Here is a 21,354-nt window from a genome sequence, read left to right on the forward strand (position 1 = left end):
TAAAATTACATACATTTTTGCAATTATTTTTAATTATTAGTTATTTTCACCATTGTATAGTTTTCTAGAACTTACTATAAATTCGATAAAAATACAATTTAGGAAATTCCTTATTTATCTAAGGATTTTCCTTAGTTTTAGATTCACCCTTTTCATTGATGGGCTTATAACTAGCATAAGAATTTACTATGCCATGACGGTCTGCATACCGTACTAAACCCACAACATCATGAATATTCAAGCGTTTCATCAATTGAACTCGGTGTGCTTCGACTGTTTTAGTACTGACATTGATTGATTCTGCAATTTCTTTTGTAGAAAGTCCTTTTGCAATCAATCTTAAAATTTCAATTTGGCGTGACGTTAATACAGAAGTAGGTTGATCTGTTGAATAAACGCACTCCTCATTGACTAGTAGTTCTGATATAACTTTATGTTGCTTAACAACTTCGAGTTTTAATTCCTCATTCAGCAAAGCAATTCTATCGGTATAATTCCTCAGTTTTTCTTTTAGTTCCTCATGCGCTTTATGTAATGAAAATTCTGCTTGCTTATATTGAAAATTAGTAAGTCCTGTTTGAATAGCAACATATAGATTCTCTTCTCTAACAGGTTTAAGAAGATAACCAAACGTGAATATCTGCGTAGCTTTTTCTACAATAGTTTTGTCAAAATGCCCTGTAATATAAATAATTGGGATTTTTAGATTATTCCAAATTTCTTCTGCTGCTTCAATTCCATCCATTTTCCCATGTAGGCAGATATCCATTAAAACTAAGTCTGGTTGAAGCTCAGTTGCTTGCTCAATTGCTTCTTTTGCGGAATCTACAATATCAATAACATTGTGTCCTAAGCTTTCCAACTTTTCTCTTATGTCAAGTGCAAGAATGAACTCGTCCTCTACTATCAAAATTTGAATGGTTTTTGGTGTAATGACTTTTGGTAAGATGCTGGTCATAATTATTCATGTTTGTTGCTAAGGCTTAGTACTATTTCGTCATAAAATACCGATTTTGATGAACAGGGTTCATTTTTTCGGTAAATTCGGTTTTAAATTTGCTCCTCGTAATTTAAAGGTATTAAGACTCGCTAACGAAATGCAGTAAGAAATCGCCCGTTCTACCTGTTGAGGTTAACGGGTCAGGATAAGAGGAAAAGGAGCAGGGGGCAGGGAGCGAGGGGAAAGCAGCGTCATAAAAGGACTGGGGTTGTTCTCTGCTTCCTGCTTCTTCGGTCAACTAATAAATTGAGCAACAGCAAATCATTGCTTTTTAAAAGCAATTCGCAACCATCAGCTTGTGAATGGTTGTTAGATATTTAGAGCGAACATCAGATCGCCTGTCATAAGACTAATCTCTTCACAATCGTACAGCCCCAGCCGCCGATTCATAGACCTCTTCTGTTGTCTCGAAGAGGTTGAATACTTATGAATTTCAATTATGTATCTACACAGTAGACATAACAATTTTTACTCTGTAGAAATACAGAATCTCAAAAGTTAACACTAAAGTAAAAGTCTGCTAAAAACTAATAAAAAATGTTCTTAGCTAACTTTTAAAAGTATTTAATTAAAATTATGACAGCACAAAACAGCTTTAAACCGATATTAGCAGTAATACTGGATTTATGGAAGTAATTGGACTAAGCTAATCTAAATTTTCTGCCGAATGCTTATTTATCCCTGATTAACCCAGCTTTTTATCTATTTGTTTACTGTAAATGTAAACAAATATTTCTATTTTAAAAGAGAAAATTTAACTTTTTTAAGAACACCTATCTTGCCGAGAAGACCCCACCAAATACCTAAACACCTGGGGATCTATTCGTGCAATCCGCTTTCTCATCGATTCTGGAGGATTATTGAAAAACTGCTTTAAATCTTGGCTTCTGACTTGATAACAACTAGTACAACGTTTTTTGGCCTTGAGCCAACCTTGTCTGACCCAATAAGTAACAGTAGTTGGGTGTAAGCAAAGATTCTTAGCAATCTCACTGCAACTGTAGTTATCAAGGGTAGGACGTATAGAGTACCCCAAAGAATACAATTTATTCTTAACTGCTGATACCGTGCGATAATAACCTCGTCTTTTGAGCCGAAAAACAATTTGTTCTGGAGTGTACATCTCTGCCATTTCTTCAAGAGTTTCTAGCTCTTTTTCTGCCCATTTCGTACACATTAGTAAACCTCCAAAAAATTTATCAAAATAGGACTAATATTTTTAGTGGCGACTCCTAAATGAATCGCCACTACAGAGTTCATCTGCTGTTTTCTGGAGGCTCAAGTTCTACTTCCAGATAAGAAAGTGCAGTATCAGCATCACCAATGGTTAAATCTGGCTGATACTCAAGTGTTAAATAATCGGGGTGTTTGGCAATTTCTTTCAGGATGAATTTACCCGCGTCAACTAAATCGTGCAGAGATGGATAAGGCGGCTGGGTGAGTTTTTCATCAGTGGATTCAGTTAACACAACACTTACACCAACTGCTGTTAACTCATGTTTCAGCATTTGAATTTGGCGCAGGTAGCTGTTGATTTCTGTCTCTAAAACTGTTTTTAATTCCTGTGGCGAAAGCAGTTTTATATCATCCTCAATCCGTGTTTCATCATCTTCAGTGTTCTTGTTTGGTAGCAGAATGTAACGCCACCCTGCACCATATTCGTCAGCTAAGTATGTGTCCTCGGCGTAATACTTCATGCCGATTATTTGACCGCGTTCTGTTCGTTGCCCAAAGCCAAAACGTGGATATTGCCAAACCGGAGGTATTGAGATCGTGGGTTCCATTTTCTTAATTGGTAAATGGTTATTTGTTGAGATTGAAAAACTGAGTTAAGCTGCAATATCAGGCGTTGCGTTGGTCATAATTGCAGCTAAGAAAAAGTCATCGAGTGCTACTGCTGCGTTTAACGGTTTGGTGTACTGGTTGTTGTCTACTTCGTTTGTCCAATGCGTGATGTGTTGAAACACCAAACCCAGCATTGATTCACCCTTGTAAACACGGTAGATTTTGGGGCAAGCTCCATTGCAATAAACCAGTGTGTAGCCTGGGATTTCAATCAACTCTGCGTTTGGGTGTGTTGGTGGCAGAAGTATCGGTTCGCAGCAATCACCCCAGTCGGGATCTTGAAGGAAAGACATAATTACTTTGTGCCATGATTTTTCTAGTGTTTTCGTTGTATTTGCGATCGCTGTTAGCTGTTGAGTGAACAGCAATCGCTTTTTCTAGATCCGGTACTACGCTGCAACTGGTTGGCTAATTCCCAACAGTGCGATCGCTGCATCAATACTGTCAGTTGTACGGCTCTGCCCCAATGGCCTTTGTCTGCTGTACCATTGATCTGCGCGGTTATATCCCACAAACCCTACTCTTCGGTTGTTGAAATATAGGGTGGTGCTGAAAGAAAGCCAGTCAATCTCTCCGTGAGTTAAGCCGTATCTGTGACAAGCTGTTTCAAGTTCTTCGCTGAGGCGGTCGTTGCGTTCTCTGGGGGTTTCTCTTAGAGTGGCTTTCACTTCCTGCACTCTTATATAAAACCAGTCTCGGTCGAATGGCAAACGTCCACCATTACTTAATTGCACCCATACGGTGATTCCAGTTTCGATCCAAATCGTGCGTATTGATTCGGGTTCTACTTCGATAATCTCGGCAATGATGCGGCGATCGCGAGATGTAAGCGGGTCTGTGGTTTGGGTTGCTTCTTTGGCTTGAGCTTCGAGATGATTGTAAAATTCTGCTTGTGCTTCGGCTTGCTCGTCTATGGTGTTGCAGTTGAAGCCTTTGAGTGCTTGCTGTGTATATGCGAAGTGAGACATAATAATAATCTCCTGCCTCGTGATGGGGTTAGGTTTTTTCAAAGGGCGATCGCAAACTTTGGTCGGGGAGCGATCGCCTTTTGTCTAAGCAAATCGAAGTCGGTTTTATGAATCGCTTCACTTGCCTGATAAATATAGGATAATATTTTGTTAATACTTTTGTCAATACATTGTTAATACTAGTAAGTGATCGATCAGTTGTAAATTGATAAGCTGTGTTTATACACTTGCTAATACAACTTGCTATTGATAGCGTGTAAATTGAAAGTTATCAACGTTGAGAACTACGATGGCAGCAGACAAACAGATAATTATTAGGATCTCTGAAGAAAAAAAAGAGGCTTTGATGAATAAAGTCAAAGCCAACGACACTTCTGTATCAAAGCTATTAATGGATTTCATTGATTCCTACTTAGCTGAAAAAGCAGAGACTAGCGTTGATCCAGAATTGTTAAAACTGAAATCAGAAGTCGCGGAAATGAAACAACAGTTTATGCAGTGGCAACAACAGCAGTATGAACTATTGGGGGAATCCGCCGCCTGAGAGAAGAGAATAGTACTCTCAGGCAATGGCGAGAGCAAGTTACTAAGGCAATAACCGACAAGCCAGCTAGGGAAACTTAGCTGGTTTGTTTTTTGATAGGTTGACTTGTATTAACAATATTTGCTACTGTTAATACATTAAGGTCAAGCCAAATTTATCCCAAGGGGCGACATCATGAAACGTTAATTGCTCTTAATCACCTTGTAGTTTCAAGCGGTTTCAGAATTATTAACTCCTCCTGTACCTTGCATGAGGGTAATTTTCGTTCGTCTACACAACGTTAATACACTTTTAAAAAAGGCTCTGATTGTCAAAAAATAACAGCAACAAGATTGAGAACTAGCAACAAAAATTACACCGAATGTAATTAGACGAGCGCGAGTAACTACCCTGTCGAGCTTCAATCCAGAATTATCAATGCCTCAAAATTTCTGTTTTCTCAATCCCTCATTTCTCTAGCAAAGCTTTTGTGTAAATATTCAGCACATTAGGTATATGAATATGCTGACACTAGATCGCTCCGCAACACTAGCGTCTAATTATGGCGTTCTCAACAGCAGTATCAAAGAAACGTTCACTGCCATCGACCGCTTCGAGTGGCAAGCTGTAGAAGAAATCTTGCAGATGCGTGATAATCAGCTTTACCGTGAAGCTGGTTATAAAAGTTTTGAAGAATACTGCCAAGCCGAACTATCCGCCTGGGGTGGCTACCGCAGAATCAATCAACTGTTGGGAGCCAAAAAAGTTAAAGACACAGCTGATGAATTGGGCGAACACATCAAAAACGAACGTCAAGCCCGTTCACTGCTGCGTTTGGTCAAGGAACCAGAGAAGTTAAAGCAAGCCGTTGCGATCGCACTGCAAGAGAATGCCTCACCCAGTGAATCGGACTTTGCGGCTGCTGCTAACAAGGTGGTTCCTCGTCTACCACGCCAAAAAACTCAGGAACCAATGGTTCCTAAAATTGAAGAACCAATATTTCATCCTACTCAGGAACCAGTGGTTCCTCAAACCAATACAGTTACGGTTACGTCACCAACTCATCCAAGACACGGGCAATCAGGAACCATCTCAGCCGACCCACCCAATCAAAGGCAGCAGATTGTCACCTTTGAGGATGGTAGCAGGGAACTAGTTAACAATGCGGACTTGAGTAATGACGCAACTAAGTCATTCCCTACCGAGCGAACGTACCCGAAAGAATATGCCGAAGCGATCGCACAACTGAAGCAGCAGCACCAGCAAGAGCTAGAACGCCTGGAACAAGATTTAAGGGTTGGGTTACAGGCGGAAGCAACAACTCAAGCCCAGGAACAAGTACAAGAACAACTTACCACTTTACAAAACCTGTTTCAGCAGCAGAAGCAAGAAAATATCCAGTTACAGCAACGGCTTTTTGAGTTGGAAGGACTGAGGAAGTTGGAGCTTGAAAACCAGCGATTACAAAAACGCATTCAGGAATTGGAACAAGCTGTAGAAGAACGCCCGGCTCAAGAATGGGGCAATACTCTTACTAAGCAAGCAACCAAGGCGTTAAACAAGCAGGTTAAACAAGCCCTGGATAAGACCATTGACCTGCGATCGCTGGCTATTGAATCACCAAAGGAGAATGCCCAAGAGTGTCTCAGGCTTATGGGTATCGCTTTGGGTAATTTGGCCAGTGCTATGAATAACACCCAGGCACTTCAAGCAGCTGCAATCATCCTCGGTAGTGAACCAACACCGTCTGCGATCGCATATCGAGCCGAACAATTGCAACTACTACCCCAAGCCGTTGGTGATATTCGGACTGTGTTATCAAAGCCTGGGTGTAGTTGGTGGGATTATCTGGAAGTGGCTACTGAGTATGAGGTAATCAAACAAGATTACTGGGGAGAACTAAGCACTCAAGAAACAGAGCTAATCACTGCCCTTGAGAAAGCCGAATCCTCACTCATTGCGGAACCAATGGTTCCTGACGAAAACCCTGCTGATTCTGGTTCTTTTGATGGTGAAGTGATAGGGCTTGGTTCCATCGTTGCACACGCTGATCCTTACTGCGCCTTATACCCAAAAAGAGGTGAAGTCATCGAAGACATGGGGGATGAGGTTTGGGTGGCGTGGGAGCATTGGAAGGAAAAACCCAAAAAGACTGACCGCTATTTCAAAAATGAATTGCGTTTCTGGCAAGAAACAAACCAGTAAATAAAACTCGCGCTTATTTCCAAAAGAACTGAATGCAGTACGGCTCAAGTGCTGTCGATATTTTTATGCGTCAAAAATTGGAGTCGATATCAATATGGATGCAATTACATCAACCCCTACTAGCCCTGATAGCCCTTTTGACCGAATCAAAAAAATTGATGAGCAGGGTTACGAGTATTGGTTAGCCCGTGAGTTAATGTCCATTCTGGGATATCAGCAATGGCGACAATTTGAGGATGCCATAGACCGAGCAATTGCCGCTTGCGAAAACATTGGACAGGACAGCAAAAAACACTTTTTGCGTCTGCCCGCAAAAAGTTCAGGAGGTAGACCCAGAAATGATTTCAAGCTTAGTCGTCATGGTTGTTATCTGACTGCAATGAATGAATGGAGATTCTCGAAAACCAGAAATAGCTGCTGCACAGAATTACTTTGCTTTTAAAACCCATGAGGCTGAGTTATTCTCCCAAAACTCAGAACTACTGACCCAACTTTTAGAACGGTTGGAACAGCAAAGTCAAATCATCGAGACGCAAGGCAAGGCGATCGCCCAGTTGCAAGCTCAAATTCAAACCCTGCTGCCTCCATCATCTGATTTTATCCCTCCTGGCTGAGATGAGAACGTTTGGCGATCGCTACCACTACAAGATAAAAGACACTTCAGATTCTTGTTTCGTCGTCGCAACTTCCGACCATCTACCAAAAATGAATCACTGGCTTTACCTGCTGTGGACACTGAACAAATGAAACAGAAGCAGAGGGATGAGGTAGCACGATTGGTTGGTGAAGTATCACCCGAAGAAAAACAGCAATTTCAAGCCGCTAAACGCCAGAAGCTCAGGGAATTTTGGTCACAAGCCCCAGAAGAAGACCAAGAAAATATGCCGTTTTAACCAAACCAGTTTTGACAAATATATAGAAGGTGGAATATGAGCAGCATTGCCTCTACTGACAAATTCTCTGTCCTGGTGATATTGCGCCGGGAGTATCTTGATATTACAGGTAACTTCTGCGCGGCCAAGCTGATTGAGTATTTTCGGCACTGGACAAAGTGGAAGCTCAAGAACCACCGCACCCCTTGGATTTACCAGCCTCTGAAAAACATCTACGCTGACCTAATGGGTGAGCATAGCCTTCATGTAATCAGGAGTGCGATCGCTCTGCTTGAGGAAATGGGCATCATCGAGAAGAAAAAGAATCCAGGTAACGGACAAGATCGGACATGGCAGTATAAATTACACTTCGATGTACTGAATAAGCTACTTGAAAAGAAGCAGGGGAGCAGGGAGATAAGGAGCAGGGGGATAAACACTTTAGAGGATTCAAGATTAGAGGAAGAAGGCATTCTCCCTTGCTCCCTACCCCCTGCCCCCTTGCCTCTTATTGAACACGGCAGAGGCAAAACTGAACATCCCAAACTCAATGCAGAACAATACCACAGATCCCATCCAAAAGTTTCAAAGCCACAGCAACACTCTGCTGTTGAGCTTGAAAAAAGTGAGGAAGTGAAAACTGAGATTTTGGACTGTGACCAGGAAGGGGTTTGTCAAATCCTAGAATCAGAGTTACCCGAAATTACTCACTTCGTTGAAGAGATAGAACAGGTTGACTCGACTACTGAGACAGATTCTTGTGAGGATCGTTCTTCCGTCGCCCCGGTTGCGTTAAATTTTTGTGACGAAGACTTTGGTGATGATGATTACGCCGAGCCACAAGAAAAATCAGTGCAGCCCAGCAACTCAGAGGTTCAAGAAGTGCTGCAACAGTTACGGGAAATACCTTGTACACCGCAATTTCGGCTCAATGCAGAGATTCAACGCACAGTCAGGCGGTGTTGGGAAAATGTACCGGGTGCGATCGCTTATTTGAAGGAGGCAATACGAACTTGGAAAGGCATCAAGTCACCGGAGGCTGTATTTATGGCTGCTTGTAAGGAGGGACGGAAACCGGAATCTGCACAGGCTAAATCGGAGGTGGTTGCTTGGTTTGAGTGGGCGAGGAAAAACAGGATTGTGATTGCTATGTCGGGGAACACTGTGTATACGCCGGATGGTGAGGCTGTGGCGGTTGCGGAAATGATGCGGCGGTTTCCGGTGGGGGAGTGAATGAAGGCTTTGTGTAGTAAAAGTTGGTAATAAAAATATTTGCCAACGCTAGTTGTTTCAAAAATTAAACTTTACAAGTCTCCATACAAGAAAAGACAGATAAGCGCATCCTGGTAGCTTCGGAGCTTGCAACAGGAAGCCAATCCCATACCAAAGGAAGGTGTCCTTTAAGTGCATAGGTGTCAAAAGTTATATTTAAAGAGTTGATCCAGTTTTTATTAACTCTCCATCCAATGAGTTCGCAGAATCTCTCCCAAGCTACGGGATCATAAATGTCTAGCTTATCAGTAACTTCTAAGTAAATGTTTTTCTGAACGCTAAATCCAAAGTGTCCATTGCTATATTTAACCCATAAATTGTTAATTGTACGAAGATCGGTACAAGGAAATTCTAAAAGTTCGTCTGAATCTAATAATCCACCAAGCTCTCTTTTTCCTACAGCCTGTAACATCACTAAATTAGTTTCATTGTCCGCTTCTTTCCATTTTTTTGCTGCTAATAAGTCGCGCAGTTTGGTGTAGTTTATGGCTCTTTCTGATCTCAAGTCATCCGATGAATTTGCTTCTGGGAAAGCACATACTATGCGAAAACCAAAAATTCTGTTGCGGACGTTGGGATCAAATTTAGTGCGATAAGCAGAACGGCAATTTTCAGGCGTAGTAGTCCAAGAACCACCACGCTGTAATCGAGATTCATTATTATCATCTATCCACCAGCTTCCATTTTTAGGCGCTCCATCATAGTTACTATGCCAAGTGTCTAGACACCATTCCCAAACATTCCCGTGCATATCGTACAATCCAAAAGCGTTGGCTACTCCAAAACTGCCTACATCTGTTGTTTGTCCTCGATATATTCCTTTGACTCCAGCACCGTAAGTATACTCCGCATTATAATTAGCCAGTTCTGGTGTGATTGTTTCACCAAAATGAAATGGAGTTGTCTTACCAGCACGACACGCATATTCCCATTCTGCTTCACTGGGCAAACGGTAATTTCTTTTTGTATGAGCAGCTAGGCGATCGCAAAATTCCACTGCATCATACCAGGACACCTGCTCAACAGGTCGCTTATCCCCCCTGAAATATGATGGATCAACATCTAGTTCTTTGTTTATCTGTGGTAATCCTGCGACTGCTCTCCACTGCTCTTGAGTGACTTGATACTTGCCTATGCAAAATTGCTGAATGTTTACTAGATGCTGAGGGCTTTCATTATCAGTACGCTCTAGTTCATCTTCTGGTGAACCCATCATGAAACTACCACCAGGGATTAGCACCATTTCTAGAGTAATTCCATTGCCCAATTTCTCTAGGTAGTATTGTGCTGTTTTTTGTATTCGGTTTATAACTATTTTTGGCATTTATTACTACTAGTTTTACTATCTCACCTAATTTTACGGTTGCAGAAATCAATGGCTTATTTTTGAAAAAAATTTTAAACGCTCCGCTAACAAAGGGAAAAAGAACAAGTGCAAAGGGTCAAGATTTTAAAGTGTAGAGAGCTACTAAGGAATCCTCCCAGCAGCATAAATCACACGAAAAGCATTATCGCCGTTGTGGAGGTCTCGGACATCGTTGTAGCGATATGCAGAACGGCAGTAGTTAGGATAGTAGATCCAGGCCCCACCTCGCAGCACAGCTCTTCCTTGTTTTTGATAAAGGTTATTATTATCATCAAACCATGCGCTACCATCTGTTGGCGCTCCTTTATAGTTACTATGCCAGTCGTCTAGACACCATTCCCAGACATTTCCGTGCATATCGTACAGTCCAAAAGCGTTTGCCAATCCAAAACTGCCTACAACTGTAGTTTCTTCTCGATATGTTCCTCTTACCCCAGCACCGTAAGTATAGTTAGCATTATAATTAGCCAGTTCTGATGTAATTGTTTCACCAAAATGGAATGGGGTAGTTGTTCCGGCTCTACACGCATACTCCCATTCTGCTTCACTTGGTAGTCGATACTGTCTCTTTGTATAAGCACTCAGGCGATCGCAAAACTCCACCGCATCGTACCAAGAAACCTTCTCTACAGGTCGATTTGCCCCTTTAAACCTGGATGGATCAGGGTCAAGTTTTTGGTTAACTGTTGGGAATTCTGCTACTGCTTTCCACTGTGCTTGCGTTATGGGGTATTTGCCTATGAAGAAAGGCTGAACAATCACTTGGTGTTGAGCGCGTTCACTATCACTGCTATCTTTCTCACTTTTGGGAGCGCCCATCATAAATTCACCACCAGGAATCTGTACCATTTTTAGCTGAACATCATTCCCTAGTTCTTCGATAAAATACTGAGATTGCTGACGACTACGCTTGATTGCCAATTCTGTTTTTTGTCCGAATCCTAAAAAACCACCTGATTTTTTTTCTTCAATGGTCGCTACTTCAAATGCAAAAGGCAGTAAATTGATAAGTGGCTCATCTTCGAGAGTAACAATTGCAACTTCAAATGAAAATAACTGGAATTGAGGATCAACCGATACTTCCTCAAATCTGCCTCGAAAATCTATTCGTCCTTCATTGGGATAATTCAACCATCCTTCAAATAACTTACCTGTTTGATGCTCTTCCCAAAAATAACTATTTTCACTATCTACTTTGAAAGTGACACTAGCAGCAGTTTGATTATCGTCAAAACTCCAAGAAAGTGTTTGCCCTTCAAATTTGGAATTTTGAATTGCCGCTAAACCAAAGCGAGAACGGAACTGCACTTCACCTTTTGAGGAAATTAATAAATGTTCTAGTCCTTCATGCCAAGTGCCAGCTTCTCCACCCCATTTGACTGCACAAATATATTCTCCGGCATATTCTTGCAAAAATTGATTTAACTCAATTTTTTCAGCCTCAAGTGCATATTTTCCTCCTAATTGTCGAAGAACTTGAGCTTTAAGTTTTGCAAAGGGACGTAGTTTAGATGCTAAAGCACCATCATTGTGTGTAAGTAGTTGTGCATCAAATTCTTTTATTGATATTCCTAATCGTTTAGCCACAAATTCAGATACTTTAGTAATAACTAAATCAATAGCTGAAATTTGTTTATTCGGCGGAACAAAATCTCTTAATAACTCTCTTACACCATCAACAAACTCATAGGTAAGATACTCAGTATCATCTTGGTGCAAAACTGGCAACCGTTTTAGCAGCCCGCTCATAAAAACTTCTGCCACATGAATTTCTCTCGCATCTGGCAGTAAAGTTTCCCGAATTAGGTTGACTACTGATACACTCACAGGTACTGTTGCCATTAATCCTGCTAAACGTCTAGCTTGTAGAGAAGCATTAGCACGAAATAAGTTAACTAAATCTGAAGCTTCTAGCTTTGGTGTGGCTTGTGAGTAACTTTCATTCGAGGTTGTTTTTTCTTGATGAGAAACAGAATAAAATTTAAATCCTGCTGTTGAAATATTCCCTTGACCTGCTAGAACTTTTGACCATCTGAGTAAAGGTTCTGATTCTAGGGTAATAATAGGAATAGAAGTTAAAGATTTTATAGTTTTTGATTTATCTTTATTATTGTCACTTGACAATTCATCAATATCATCTTCATCCCATAATTGGGCAATTAACTGGGAATTATAGATTCCAGGTGCAAAAGTAGAAAGTAGAACTGGAATTTCATCAACTAAAGCGGTTCTATCCCACAATTTTTCTGGAAGTAGCTGAAGAATAGTAATTAAAGCACGCTGCCCCCATAACTCTAAAACCGGATGAATTAGTTGTTGTCGCCAAATTGGAGAAATACAATCACTTACCAATAGAATTAAACGTCTGCCTTTGGGGTCAATTAATACATCTGGTTTATGCGAAGTAGATTCATCAAATCCTGTACTATTTTCCGAAAGTAATTGGATTTCAGTTTCTGAGTTTTTTAATTTCCAAGTACGTACATCCCGAAAAGCACCATGATGCTTGAGAAGTAGTTGAAATTCCCTAATAGTTTGTTCCCAAATTTCAGTGATACTGGTTTCTTCAACTACTAAAGCTAACTCTAACCATCTTTCTGGAGTGCTTTTGAGAACGGGTATCCCAATTTGATCTTCTGCAAAGCGTTGAACTGTGGCTTCCTCATCCAATATCTTTTCTGTAGGAGATGGTACTTTCCGCATCAGAGGACGAAGCGCACGTCCTAAAGCTAGGGAATTTCTTAGTGCTTTTGCTGCGGGTATTTTGATAGGAATCGCTTCTGAGTTTTCTGTGGGGCTTGGCTTTTGTGTTGGGGGAGAAGGAAGAACCACTGAAGAAGAAGGTTCGTTAACTGAAGTAACTGGAAGTTCAGTAGCTTGTGATTTTGAAGTTGTTACAGGTGTATTTGAGAAGTCTGGTTTTGATGGTTGTAATGATGTTGCTGACTTTACTGGTTGCTGGTGTGGCTGTTGTTGCGATGATTCTATGTGAACCGCCAACCAGAAAATATCTGCTAGTTCTGTAGCAGTAAATTTAAACCCCGCTTCTTGCAGAATAGCGATCACTCGCTCTATCATAGTCCATCTCTACTATTTAAGTAGCGCAGCAAGTGTTCTATTAATTTTGCTTTTGAGCCTTTATCTTTGACTTTATCTTCATTATCAGGTTCAAGCATAGGCGAATCAGGTTTATTAGCTGTATTTGTCAACATATAAATAGCATTGAGTAATTGGTCTGTAGCTAAATCACCTTGATCTCGCCGTTTGAGAAACTGCTCAATAATTATCTCTGCTTGCTCAATAATATCATTACCTAAATGAGCTTTGACAATGTTGTCTAATTCTTCACGGCTTGGTTGTGGTAAATCTAATCTTAAACAACGTCGTAAAAAAGCAGGTGGAAATTCTCGTTCACCATTACTTGTTAAGATTACAAAGGGAAATTCTGTACACTTGACTTTACCTTTATCAATAATTGCCGTTTGATTGTCATAAGTTTTTACATTAATTTCATTTAATTTATTTTTGCTATCTTGATTCTCTAAATTAGCTATTCTTGCTAATTCAGGAATATCAAATTCTCCTTCTTCAAAAATATTTAATAAATCATTAGGTAAATCAATATCGCTTTTATCCATTTCATCAATTAATAATACCCTGGGCTTCTTCAAGCCTGAAGGAAATAATGCTGTTCCCAACGGGCCTAATTGAATATATTTACCAATTTCTGCTAAGTTATCTTGATTGTTTGCTTTAGCATCTTGTAAACGTCCAATAGCATCATAGCTATACAGTCCTTGTTGTAAAGTCGAGCGAGTAGTAATATTCCACCGCAATACTTCACCTAATTTTAATTCCTTAGCTACTGCATAAGCTAAAGAAGTTTTACCTGTCCCTGGTTTTCCTGTTACTAACAAAGGACGACGTAGATAAAGTGCTGCATTGACTAATTCTATTTCTTCTTTTCTAGAGCGATAAGTAGAACCTCGTTCTTGTTTTTTAAATGTTCGCCAACTAGGGGGTTCAGGAAGGGTTTCGATGCCATCATGAGGGTTTTCAGGGTTGCCTTGAAATATTTTCCAGGAGGTCATGGTGTTGTATACTCTTTTTTGGAAGGTGGTACTATATAAGGGTTTTCCCATAGTAACGAGAGATGATGTCCAATACGTTGCTCGTGATCGCAAGAAAAATCAGATGACCGTCTCTGCCTAACTCGTTCTGGGATTTCAGTTATCAAACATTTTAGTAATTCTTTCATTTCATCTTCAAAATTTGGCACATTTAGTTCCTGCCTGAACCATAATGCAAGGGGAAGTGCAGTTGTATTAATTGCTTTAAAATAGTCCTCTGTTGGTACTGCTTTAATTAGTGTTAAGGCAACTACATCATCTTGATTTATTTTTGAAAAAAGTTCTGTACTAGAAGAAAACTCTCCAGAGATAAAGCACTGAAAGCAGTTATCCTGAGTTAAACTAATTAAAGTATTCCATTTTTGTACCCAAACATTTCTGAAGCGATATTTATTTAAACGATTACTAGAACGAACAATAACTTTATATAAACTACCAATAGAAACTGGAAAATCTTCATTCTGAATTTTCCAAGTATCAATTGCTTCATTTAATAGCCCATAAGGTAAGAAAATTTCAATTGTTGGTTGAGCAGAGTTATCATTGAGATAGGGAGTAACTTGTTCAATATAATCATCTATTAAGATAGATATTTCTGTAAGCGAAAATATTTCTTTCTCTTGATTTTGAATTTCTAATGGCTTATAGCCCTTTGCTGTTTGGTAATTAAATTCATCATTTCTCCCATCATGAATAAACCAAGCTGAAACGAAATAATATTGGTTTTGATGTTGTTGACTAGGACTTAATAAGATAAGTAAGTGAGTGGGTACAGTATTTAGTTCATTTCTGACAGTATTGGGATTTACTATGGAATTTGACAAGGTTGAACAGTTATTCGTGTTACGCTGCAACCAAATTTTTAGCTGTTCTAAAATAGGGTTAGAATTTTTTTATTGCTCTAACAAAAGTTTTGATAAACAAGATACAAAATTTACTATATACTCTATCTCGTTATTTTGAGATTTCTTTTTAAGGCTACTCAAAATTTCTGTGATAGTACTTGGTATTGTATCCTCCCAATCTTCATACCATACCAATTCAGAATAGGATTTTAAATAAAGTTGTTTTATTTGTCTAAAAAACTTTTCATCTAAATTAATCAATTTAATTAGTAAAATATATAAAGAACAAATATTTAATTTCTGCACTAATTCTATTAAGCTATCATCATCTTTGCTCGTTAATTTTTCATTAATTATTTGAATTAATATCTCTGGTAGATTCTGCAATGCTGAATTTCCAGGGACTTCTTTCAATGCTCCTTCAATTAAATCTGAGATCCATCCTTCTTGCTCAAGCCTTATTATTAAATCGAAAATGACTTGACTATAATCACTATTATCTGGAACATCAGATTCTTCTATATCGAGGTGAATCCGAAGCATTCTCACCAATTTATCCCGGTTAGGAAAAGCAGATTTAAGTGCTGTCCTTATTTTTTCTATTGCTTTCCCAGGCAAAACCATTAATGACTACTCCAAAATTACCAAAAAATAAATTTGATTATGAAATATTTTCACCATATTTCCTCACCACTTAATAAACCCTGTAATAAATCTTGCCTATCTAAACGGGAGCAGATAGCACTAAAAGGAGTTCCCGCATTATATTTGGCGCTTTCGTATGCCGGATCTCCACTATGATGTAGTGCAACTAATTGCCAGTTAATATCAAAACAAGGAGAACCAGAAGAACCAGGTTCAGTATTAGTTCTGTATTTAACCATTGTGCCATTTTCATTAACACCAATAATGGCTTCTGTATCAAATCCCAGCTTTAATGGCTCACCTTGTGGGTGTTGCAGTATAAACAGTGGGGTATCAGGCACAAATTCATATACCTCATCAGTGAACTTAATCCATCCTCTTTCTGGGGAACTTGGCTCTGGTTTTGTGCCAATAGCTTCTTTTCCTGGAACTCCATCGACTCGAAGTAAGGCATAGTCCAATTCATCGGGTGTCGGTAATCGGGTTTCTTCATCTGGAAGATAAGGACTTTGATCAATCAACCAATCATTTTGTACTAAACAATATTTTGTCCCCTGGTTAATAACTTTGCCTTCCACTTGTTTATAATCAAAACGCAAAATTATATTGTTAGGAGTAGCTTTTTCTAATATTATAGGCTCTATAACATGATAATTAGTAATAACAACATTGGGTGCAATCAAAAATCCTGTACCAAAAGAACGAGCATTATTTTTTTTAGTAATTTCAATACGACAAACTTGTGACTCAAGTTTACCTAAACTTTCTCGCCATGTATTAACATTAAGAAAACTATTCGTTTTTTTGATAATTTTTTCTAGTGACCCTCTTGCTGTGAGTTCTGTTGGCATAGGAGTAGCAAGTTTTAGCTCCTGTGCAATCACAAACAATTTTTGGTTTCCAGGATTGGACTCACGCGCACCTGCAATTAATTCATCAACCCATCCCTCAGCTTCTGCTGCTTGAATCAATCTAAAAACAATAGCTTTTAAATCATCCCCCATTGCATAGGCATTCAAATTCTTGTCTAATCTAAATCTGACTACTTCTGCCAGTCTTACTTGCTCAGGAAACGCATCAATTAAAGCATCTGTTAATTGTTTAAATTGTAAGCCTTTTAATTTCATAGTAATTTTTTAAAGATTTATTTAAATAGCTCCTCAAGCTGAATGTCTTTTATTAATTTAAAGTTCTTCACGGATAATTTCATACCAAAAAGATAAATCTTTGACTTTATGAGAACCCATTTGAGGATGTCGCCCAATCCCAAACCCATCTCTATACTGCAACCATGAATTACGGTATACTCCTATAGTATTGCCAGTAACTTTATTCAGGATTTGATAAGCTAAATTACCTAAAATTGATGCCCCACCAATCGCAGTGGTTACAGTGCTAACCTGTGGTGCAGCTACAGCTAGTCCTAAGAGTGTTCCGATTGCACCTTGAATTTCAGGCGATTGCAAGTTCTTATAAAGTAAGGTTGCTAAGTCTTCCGAGTCTTGGCGATCGCGGGATACTGTGATGAAGATATCTAAGAAATGAAGAGCCTGTCCATAGAAGATTAGTAACCCGTTTTCACCTGTAGGCAAACGATCCTGACTTTTAATTCCTGGGAAACGAAAGGTTTGAGGCATATAAATGCTTGCTGCTTCACCTGCTGTTGCGTTACCGTGAATGACCAGGGCATCTAAGCGCATCTGTGCATCACCAAACCATTTTTTTGTATCCCAAATCATAATATCTTGCAATCTTACAGCCAAATTCACAGCTTGCGGTTGGCTACTAGATTCTCGACTATTACTCCTATTCTGTTGTTCAAATCTCATTTCACGCTGTATCTGCTCAATAGCTACAGCATCGGGAGGAATAACTTCATCAATTAACCATTCCTGTTGAGTCATCTATTGCTCCGCATAACTGCTAGTCCAAAAGCGCATACAAAACTACAAATGTACAAACACAGAATGATACTAGCAGCCTCAAGCATGTTAACGATAGTAGTTAAACTTAAGCAGAATCGAAACCTTTGCTAAAAACTTGCTGTGTCCGTGATGTAGTTTAGATTTCAGCGTTAGCTAATTTTAACGGAGATTTATGAAATGGGAAAATTTTATGTTTACATTTATACACACTGCAAGAGCCAACAATTTTGCAAAGGAAAACCCTAAAGCAACCTGGAGAAACAATCGCTTTTCTTTGACAGTAGCCGTTTTTGATCAGTAGCAGATGATGAGTGCGATCGCCTGTAGCAGTATGAATGAGAAAGGTTCAACTGAAAGCTTGGGAACGCTGAAGTAGGAGCAATCAGTAGTATTGTTATCGATAAAATACTGCTCTAGAGGAAAACCAGAAGTTAATGAAAAATCTTCGTTGGCAGCGAGTTTTATTGACGGCAGGGTTAATCACGTTAACCATCTTCGTCGTTGCTACTGCCTACCGCGAATGGCAAGCAAAAACACAAGGATGGTGTGTCCGTTTTGCGCCTGATGGTAGTCAGAAGGTTTTGTACGGAGGCGATTGTTGGAAGAAACCTTAGTGCTGGCGCGATCATACTTCAGGTAGTCGCATACCTCAGCACTCGCTCCCAATCCCAACGCCAAGCTGTCTCTACCGTGATTTCTTTGCCGTTGGTGAACTTGATAAATTCTGTGCCTTCATCATAAAAAACATCTGCAACAAGGCGATTGCGGACATCATACCCCCACGTTTTGACTGCTGCATTCCACCATCTCTGCCCCGGTGATTCTAGTATGGGTAACTCTTCGCTTTCTTATAGTTTAATGGTTGATAGAGATGCCCTGCTTGTACACCCCAGTTCAGGCTCAATGCAGAGATTCAACGCACAGTGAAGCGAAGTTGGGAGAATGTGCCAGGTGCGATCACGTAAAACAATAAGTTCTTAAAGTTACTTTAAGGTTTTCCATATATTTTTTAACCCATTGTCATTGTGACCGTCTGCGATCACTGCTATTGCTCCAGTAGCCCTTTTGGGAAAACTTTTGGGTTTACTGATCGTGGGTTGAGGCAATAAAATTTTAATCTCACACTAATTTTGGCGATGTATCAGGGTATTAAAATAAACCTCAACCCCGCCTACGACTCACACAGATGTATCCCAAACACCGCAAATATGCCCTCATTGCCCTACTGGGTGTGATTCTCAGCGTTAACTTAAATTTACCCGAACTAGATTTTCTCCTCAACCTTAATTCAGTTGCCGTAGCAACAACCCCAGACCCACGTAAAGCTCAAGCAGATAAACTGTTTAACCAAGGTAATCAGCAGTATCAAATCAGTCAATTTGAAGCAGCATTACAGTCTTGGCAACAAGCATTAATTATTTATCAAGAAATTAAAGACCGTAAGAGTGAGGTTGCAGCACTAGGAAGTCTCGGTGTTACTTATAATTCTTTAGGAAAATACCCAAAAGCCATTGAATACCAGCAGCAGAGTTTAGTCATCGCGCGGGAAATCAAAGACCGTAAGGCTGAGGGTAATGCACTAGGAAATCTTGGTCTTACTTACTATTATCTAGGAGATTACCCAAAAGCAATTGAATACCAACAGCAGAGTTTAGTCATCGCGCGAGAAATCAAAGACCGTAAGGGTGAGGTTGCAGCACTATGGAGTCTCGGTGTTACTTATGATTCTTTAGGAAAATACCCAAAAGCAATTGAATACCAACGGCAGAGTTTAGCTATTGCCCGTGAAATCAAAGACCGTAAGGGTGAGGTTGCAGCACTAGGGAGTCTCGGTGTTACTTATGATTCTTTAGGAGACTACCCAAAAGCAATTGAATACCAGCAGCAGAGTTTAGTCATCGCGCGGGAAATTAAAGACCGCTTGGGTGAGGGTAAAGCACTAGGAAATCTCGGTAATACTTACAATGCTCTAGGAGACTACCCAAAATCAATTGGGTATACACAACAAGTGTTAGCAATCGCGCAAGAAATAAAAGATCGTTTGAATGAGGGTAAAGCACTAGGAAATCTTGGTCTTACTTACTATTATCTAGGAGATTACTCCAAAGCCATTGAATACCAACAGCAGAGTTTAGTGATTGCGCGAGAAATCAAAGATCGTAAGGGTGAGGGACAGTCACTAATCAATCTCGGTAATGCTTACTATTCTTTAGGAGACTACCCAAAAGCAATTGAATACCAACAGCAGAGTTTAGTGATCGCGCGAGAAATCAAAGATCGTTTGAATGAAGGTAATGCACTAGGAAATCTCAGTATTGTTTACCAGTCTTTGGGAGACTACCCAAAAGCAATTGAATACCAACAGCAGAGTTTAGTAATCGCGCGGGAAATTAAAGACCGCTTGGGTGAGGGTAATGCACTAGGAAATCTTGGTCTTACTTACTATTATCTAGGAGATTACCCAAAAGCAATTGAATACCAGCAGCAGAGATTAGTGATCGCGCGGGAAATCAAAAATCGTAATGGTGAGGGTAAAGCATTAGGAAATCTTGGTCTTACTTACTATTATCTAGGAGATTACCCAAAAGCAATTGAATACCAGCAGCAGAGTTTAGCGATCGCGCGGGAAATTAAAGACCGCTTGGGTGAGGGTAATGCACTAGGAAATCTTGGTCTTACTTACAATTTTTTAGGAGACTACGCAAAAGCAGTTGAATACCAGCAGCAGAGATTAGTGATCGCGCGGGAAATCAAAGACCGTATTGGTGAGGGTAATGCACTAGGAAATCTCGGTACTGCTTATCAGTCTTTGGGAGACTACCCAAAAGCCATAGAATACCAGCAGCAGAGTTTAGCGATCGCGCGGGAAATCAAAGACCGTATTGGTGAGAGTAAAGCCCTAAGAAATCTCGGTAATGCTTACGAGTTTTTGGGAGACTACCCAAAAGCAATGGAATATCAGCAGCAGAGTTCTGATTTGTCCCGTTAAGTCTGTTTTTTGACAGTGACTTTTTATTTGTCGCTGTGCCAAATTAAATAGGTTGAAGTAAATAATTATCGTTGGAATAACCCTCATTTGTCACTCTAAGCAGAGGAAAATACAAAATCAGGGTGAGTCAGGAATATAAAAAGTGGGGAAGTAAGACCATAAACAATGGATTGAAGTTTAGCAAATCCTAATCATAGTTGAGCGATAGGAAAAACTGTCAGCCAAGGCTGGATTAAGTTAAATGGTGTAGTTCTTTTAATGTCGGCGATCGCTTATTTGATTCTGAGTCGTACCTTAATTTCTCATCATGGTCGAGACTCAATGCTGTCCAAGGCGGTTGGGCGAGATTTTAAGGGCAAAATATCGGTGTTGATTTATGGGGTGGCAATTCCCCTTACTTTTGTAAAACCGTGGTTTGGTGGTGCATTGTATGTTCTGGTTGCAATTATGTGCCTCATCCCTGACCGTCGGATTGAAAGGACGCTTAAACCTTAAAGATTGATCAGATGGAGGTCAAGTCTGGTGCGTTCGTTGCAGAAGTTGGCGCATCGCTCCCTTCGAGTGGGCAAGCCGGCAGAAGATTGTGATTCCAATGTCAGGGGGAACTGTGTATGCGTCGAATGGTGAGGCTGTGGCGTTGGCAGAGATGATGCGGTGGTATCTAGTGGGGGAGTAAGTGCGAACACGCCTATGATAGAAAGAGATTGCTGATAAAGCGAGTTATGGCTTATGTCTCTGACTATCAAAGACTTAGAACAATTACAGTCAC

21 protein-coding genes and 1 pseudogene are annotated in these 21,354 nt (G+C 39.9%); 9 read left to right on the top strand and 13 right to left on the bottom strand.

Features of this window, described 5'->3' with window-relative positions:
- Window positions 1-118: 118 nt before the first annotated feature.
- The 5 genes from H6G79_RS36395 to H6G79_RS28080 all read right to left on the bottom strand — a co-directional run bounded on the left by H6G79_RS36395 (window position 119) and on the right by H6G79_RS28080 (window position 3,813).
- Window positions 119-958, bottom strand: coding sequence for a response regulator (locus H6G79_RS36395; protein WP_199334084.1), 840 nt, complete (start codon window positions 956-958; stop codon window positions 119-121).
- 805 nt (window positions 959-1,763) lie between these two features.
- The gene (locus H6G79_RS28065; protein WP_190593344.1) at window positions 1,764-2,177 is read right to left on the bottom strand and encodes a hypothetical protein; all 414 of its coding nucleotides are present in this window, start codon (window positions 2,175-2,177) and stop codon (window positions 1,764-1,766) included.
- A gap of 79 nt (window positions 2,178-2,256) precedes the next feature.
- Window positions 2,257-2,784: a hypothetical protein gene (locus tag H6G79_RS28070; protein WP_190593343.1), complete on the bottom strand. Its 528-nt coding sequence runs from the start codon at window positions 2,782-2,784 to the stop codon at window positions 2,257-2,259.
- Window positions 2,785-2,829: 45 nt separating this feature from the next.
- A complete protein-coding gene (locus H6G79_RS28075; protein ID WP_190593342.1) occupies window positions 2,830-3,213 on the bottom strand; it encodes a hypothetical protein in 384 nt (127 codons plus the stop codon).
- Window positions 3,214-3,234: 21 nt separating this feature from the next.
- Window positions 3,235-3,813: a hypothetical protein gene (locus H6G79_RS28080; protein ID WP_190593341.1), complete on the bottom strand. Its 579-nt coding sequence runs from the start codon at window positions 3,811-3,813 to the stop codon at window positions 3,235-3,237.
- 289 nt (window positions 3,814-4,102) lie between these two features.
- Between H6G79_RS28080 and H6G79_RS28085 the strand changes: the two genes are divergently transcribed.
- From H6G79_RS28085 to H6G79_RS37010, 6 genes are all read left to right on the top strand, one after another.
- Window positions 4,103-4,357, top strand: coding sequence for a hypothetical protein (locus tag H6G79_RS28085; RefSeq protein ID WP_190593340.1), 255 nt, complete (start codon window positions 4,103-4,105; stop codon window positions 4,355-4,357).
- A 501-nt stretch (window positions 4,358-4,858) separates the two neighbouring features.
- Window positions 4,859-6,541 carry a hypothetical protein gene (locus tag H6G79_RS28090; protein ID WP_190593339.1) on the top strand — a complete coding sequence of 561 codons (1,683 nt, stop codon included), beginning with the start codon at window positions 4,859-4,861 and terminating at the stop codon, window positions 6,539-6,541.
- A gap of 94 nt (window positions 6,542-6,635) precedes the next feature.
- The gene (locus H6G79_RS28095) at window positions 6,636-6,983 is read left to right on the top strand and encodes a BRO family protein (RefSeq protein ID WP_190593338.1); all 348 of its coding nucleotides are present in this window, start codon (window positions 6,636-6,638) and stop codon (window positions 6,981-6,983) included.
- A complete protein-coding gene (locus tag H6G79_RS28100; protein ID WP_190593337.1) occupies window positions 6,925-7,155 on the top strand; it encodes a hypothetical protein in 231 nt (76 codons plus the stop codon). The genes H6G79_RS28095 and H6G79_RS28100 overlap by 59 nt, the downstream gene beginning before the upstream one ends.
- Before the next feature lie 54 nt (window positions 7,156-7,209).
- A complete protein-coding gene (locus H6G79_RS28105; protein WP_190593336.1) occupies window positions 7,210-7,434 on the top strand; it encodes a hypothetical protein in 225 nt (74 codons plus the stop codon).
- 480 nt (window positions 7,435-7,914) lie between these two features.
- The gene (locus H6G79_RS37010) at window positions 7,915-8,646 is read left to right on the top strand and encodes a hypothetical protein (RefSeq protein ID WP_242048591.1); all 732 of its coding nucleotides are present in this window, start codon (window positions 7,915-7,917) and stop codon (window positions 8,644-8,646) included.
- A gap of 64 nt (window positions 8,647-8,710) precedes the next feature.
- On the opposite strand, the gene H6G79_RS28115 is transcribed toward H6G79_RS37010, so the two are convergent.
- The 7 genes from H6G79_RS28115 to H6G79_RS28145 form a co-directional block, all read right to left on the bottom strand.
- On the bottom strand, window positions 8,711-10,009 hold the full coding sequence (locus tag H6G79_RS28115; protein WP_190593335.1) for an SUMF1/EgtB/PvdO family nonheme iron enzyme: 1,299 nt from the start codon (window positions 10,007-10,009) through the stop codon (window positions 8,711-8,713).
- A gap of 144 nt (window positions 10,010-10,153) precedes the next feature.
- Window positions 10,154-13,129 carry an SAV_2336 N-terminal domain-related protein gene (locus H6G79_RS28120; RefSeq protein ID WP_190593334.1) on the bottom strand — a complete coding sequence of 992 codons (2,976 nt, stop codon included), beginning with the start codon at window positions 13,127-13,129 and terminating at the stop codon, window positions 10,154-10,156.
- A complete protein-coding gene (locus H6G79_RS28125) occupies window positions 13,126-14,142 on the bottom strand; it encodes a MoxR family ATPase (RefSeq protein WP_190593333.1) in 1,017 nt (338 codons plus the stop codon). Before H6G79_RS28125 ends, H6G79_RS28120 begins: the two co-directional genes overlap by 4 nt.
- Entirely contained in the window at window positions 14,139-15,005 is an 867-nt protein-coding gene (locus H6G79_RS28130) for a hypothetical protein (RefSeq protein WP_190593332.1), read from the bottom strand. The genes H6G79_RS28125 and H6G79_RS28130 overlap by 4 nt, the downstream gene beginning before the upstream one ends.
- Window positions 15,006-15,074: 69 nt before the next feature.
- Window positions 15,075-15,650, bottom strand: a complete 576-nt coding sequence (locus tag H6G79_RS28135; protein ID WP_190593331.1) for an effector-associated domain EAD1-containing protein — start codon at window positions 15,648-15,650, stop codon at window positions 15,075-15,077.
- 50 nt (window positions 15,651-15,700) lie between these two features.
- Entirely contained in the window at window positions 15,701-16,798 is a 1,098-nt protein-coding gene (locus H6G79_RS28140) for an effector-associated domain EAD1-containing protein (RefSeq protein WP_190593330.1), read from the bottom strand.
- Between the two features lie 57 nt (window positions 16,799-16,855).
- Complete coding sequence (locus H6G79_RS28145; protein WP_190593329.1) at window positions 16,856-17,575, bottom strand: hypothetical protein; 720 nt, start codon at window positions 17,573-17,575, stop codon at window positions 16,856-16,858.
- Window positions 17,576-18,030: 455 nt separating this feature from the next.
- Between H6G79_RS28145 and H6G79_RS28150 the strand changes: the two genes are divergently transcribed.
- Both H6G79_RS28150 and H6G79_RS28155 read left to right on the top strand, forming a co-directional pair.
- Window positions 18,031-18,210 carry a hypothetical protein gene (locus H6G79_RS28150; RefSeq protein ID WP_190593328.1) on the top strand — a complete coding sequence of 60 codons (180 nt, stop codon included), beginning with the start codon at window positions 18,031-18,033 and terminating at the stop codon, window positions 18,208-18,210.
- Window positions 18,211-18,782: 572 nt separating this feature from the next.
- A complete protein-coding gene (locus H6G79_RS28155) occupies window positions 18,783-20,585 on the top strand; it encodes a tetratricopeptide repeat protein (RefSeq protein WP_191049380.1) in 1,803 nt (600 codons plus the stop codon).
- A gap of 95 nt (window positions 20,586-20,680) precedes the next feature.
- Here H6G79_RS28155 and H6G79_RS28160 read toward each other — a convergent pair.
- A pseudogene (locus H6G79_RS28160) lies at window positions 20,681-20,833 on the bottom strand (IS701 family transposase); the annotation flags it as partial.
- Between the two features lie 10 nt (window positions 20,834-20,843).
- On the opposite strand from H6G79_RS28160, the gene H6G79_RS28165 reads away from it, so the two are divergent.
- The gene (locus H6G79_RS28165) at window positions 20,844-21,080 is read left to right on the top strand and encodes a hypothetical protein (RefSeq protein ID WP_190595165.1); all 237 of its coding nucleotides are present in this window, start codon (window positions 20,844-20,846) and stop codon (window positions 21,078-21,080) included.
- Window positions 21,081-21,354: the final 274 nt, after the last annotated feature.

Source organism: Anabaena sp. FACHB-83 (assembly GCF_014697485.1).
Lineage (GTDB): Bacteria > Cyanobacteriota > Cyanobacteriia > Cyanobacteriales > Nostocaceae > Nostoc_B.

Excerpts from the sequence above, each read along its gene's own strand:
- H6G79_RS28095 (WP_190593338.1), top strand. The coding sequence starts at position 6,636 with ATGGATGCAATTACATCAACCCCTACTAGCCCTGATAGCCCTTTTGAC.
- H6G79_RS28150 (WP_190593328.1), top strand. The coding sequence starts at position 18,031 with ATGAAAAATCTTCGTTGGCAGCGAGTTTTATTGACGGCAGGGTTAATC.
- H6G79_RS28165 (WP_190595165.1), top strand. The coding sequence starts at position 20,844 with ATGTCGGCGATCGCTTATTTGATTCTGAGTCGTACCTTAATTTCTCAT.
- H6G79_RS28140 (WP_190593330.1), bottom strand. The coding sequence starts at position 16,798 with ATGAAATTAAAAGGCTTACAATTTAAACAATTAACAGATGCTTTAATT.
- H6G79_RS28120 (WP_190593334.1), bottom strand. The coding sequence starts at position 13,129 with ATGATAGAGCGAGTGATCGCTATTCTGCAAGAAGCGGGGTTTAAATTT.
- H6G79_RS28115 (WP_190593335.1), bottom strand. The coding sequence starts at position 10,009 with ATGCCAAAAATAGTTATAAACCGAATACAAAAAACAGCACAATACTAC.
- H6G79_RS28065 (WP_190593344.1), bottom strand. The coding sequence starts at position 2,177 with ATGTGTACGAAATGGGCAGAAAAAGAGCTAGAAACTCTTGAAGAAATG.
- H6G79_RS28125 (WP_190593333.1), bottom strand. The coding sequence starts at position 14,142 with ATGACCTCCTGGAAAATATTTCAAGGCAACCCTGAAAACCCTCATGAT.
- H6G79_RS28155 (WP_191049380.1), top strand. The coding sequence starts at position 18,783 with ATGTATCCCAAACACCGCAAATATGCCCTCATTGCCCTACTGGGTGTG.
- H6G79_RS28135 (WP_190593331.1), bottom strand. The coding sequence starts at position 15,650 with ATGGTTTTGCCTGGGAAAGCAATAGAAAAAATAAGGACAGCACTTAAA.
- H6G79_RS28070 (WP_190593343.1), bottom strand. The coding sequence starts at position 2,784 with ATGGAACCCACGATCTCAATACCTCCGGTTTGGCAATATCCACGTTTT.
- H6G79_RS36395 (WP_199334084.1), bottom strand. The coding sequence starts at position 958 with ATGACCAGCATCTTACCAAAAGTCATTACACCAAAAACCATTCAAATT.
- H6G79_RS28085 (WP_190593340.1), top strand. The coding sequence starts at position 4,103 with ATGGCAGCAGACAAACAGATAATTATTAGGATCTCTGAAGAAAAAAAA.
- H6G79_RS28080 (WP_190593341.1), bottom strand. The coding sequence starts at position 3,813 with ATGTCTCACTTCGCATATACACAGCAAGCACTCAAAGGCTTCAACTGC.
- H6G79_RS28145 (WP_190593329.1), bottom strand. The coding sequence starts at position 17,575 with ATGACTCAACAGGAATGGTTAATTGATGAAGTTATTCCTCCCGATGCT.
- H6G79_RS28090 (WP_190593339.1), top strand. The coding sequence starts at position 4,859 with ATGCTGACACTAGATCGCTCCGCAACACTAGCGTCTAATTATGGCGTT.
- H6G79_RS28100 (WP_190593337.1), top strand. The coding sequence starts at position 6,925 with ATGAATGGAGATTCTCGAAAACCAGAAATAGCTGCTGCACAGAATTAC.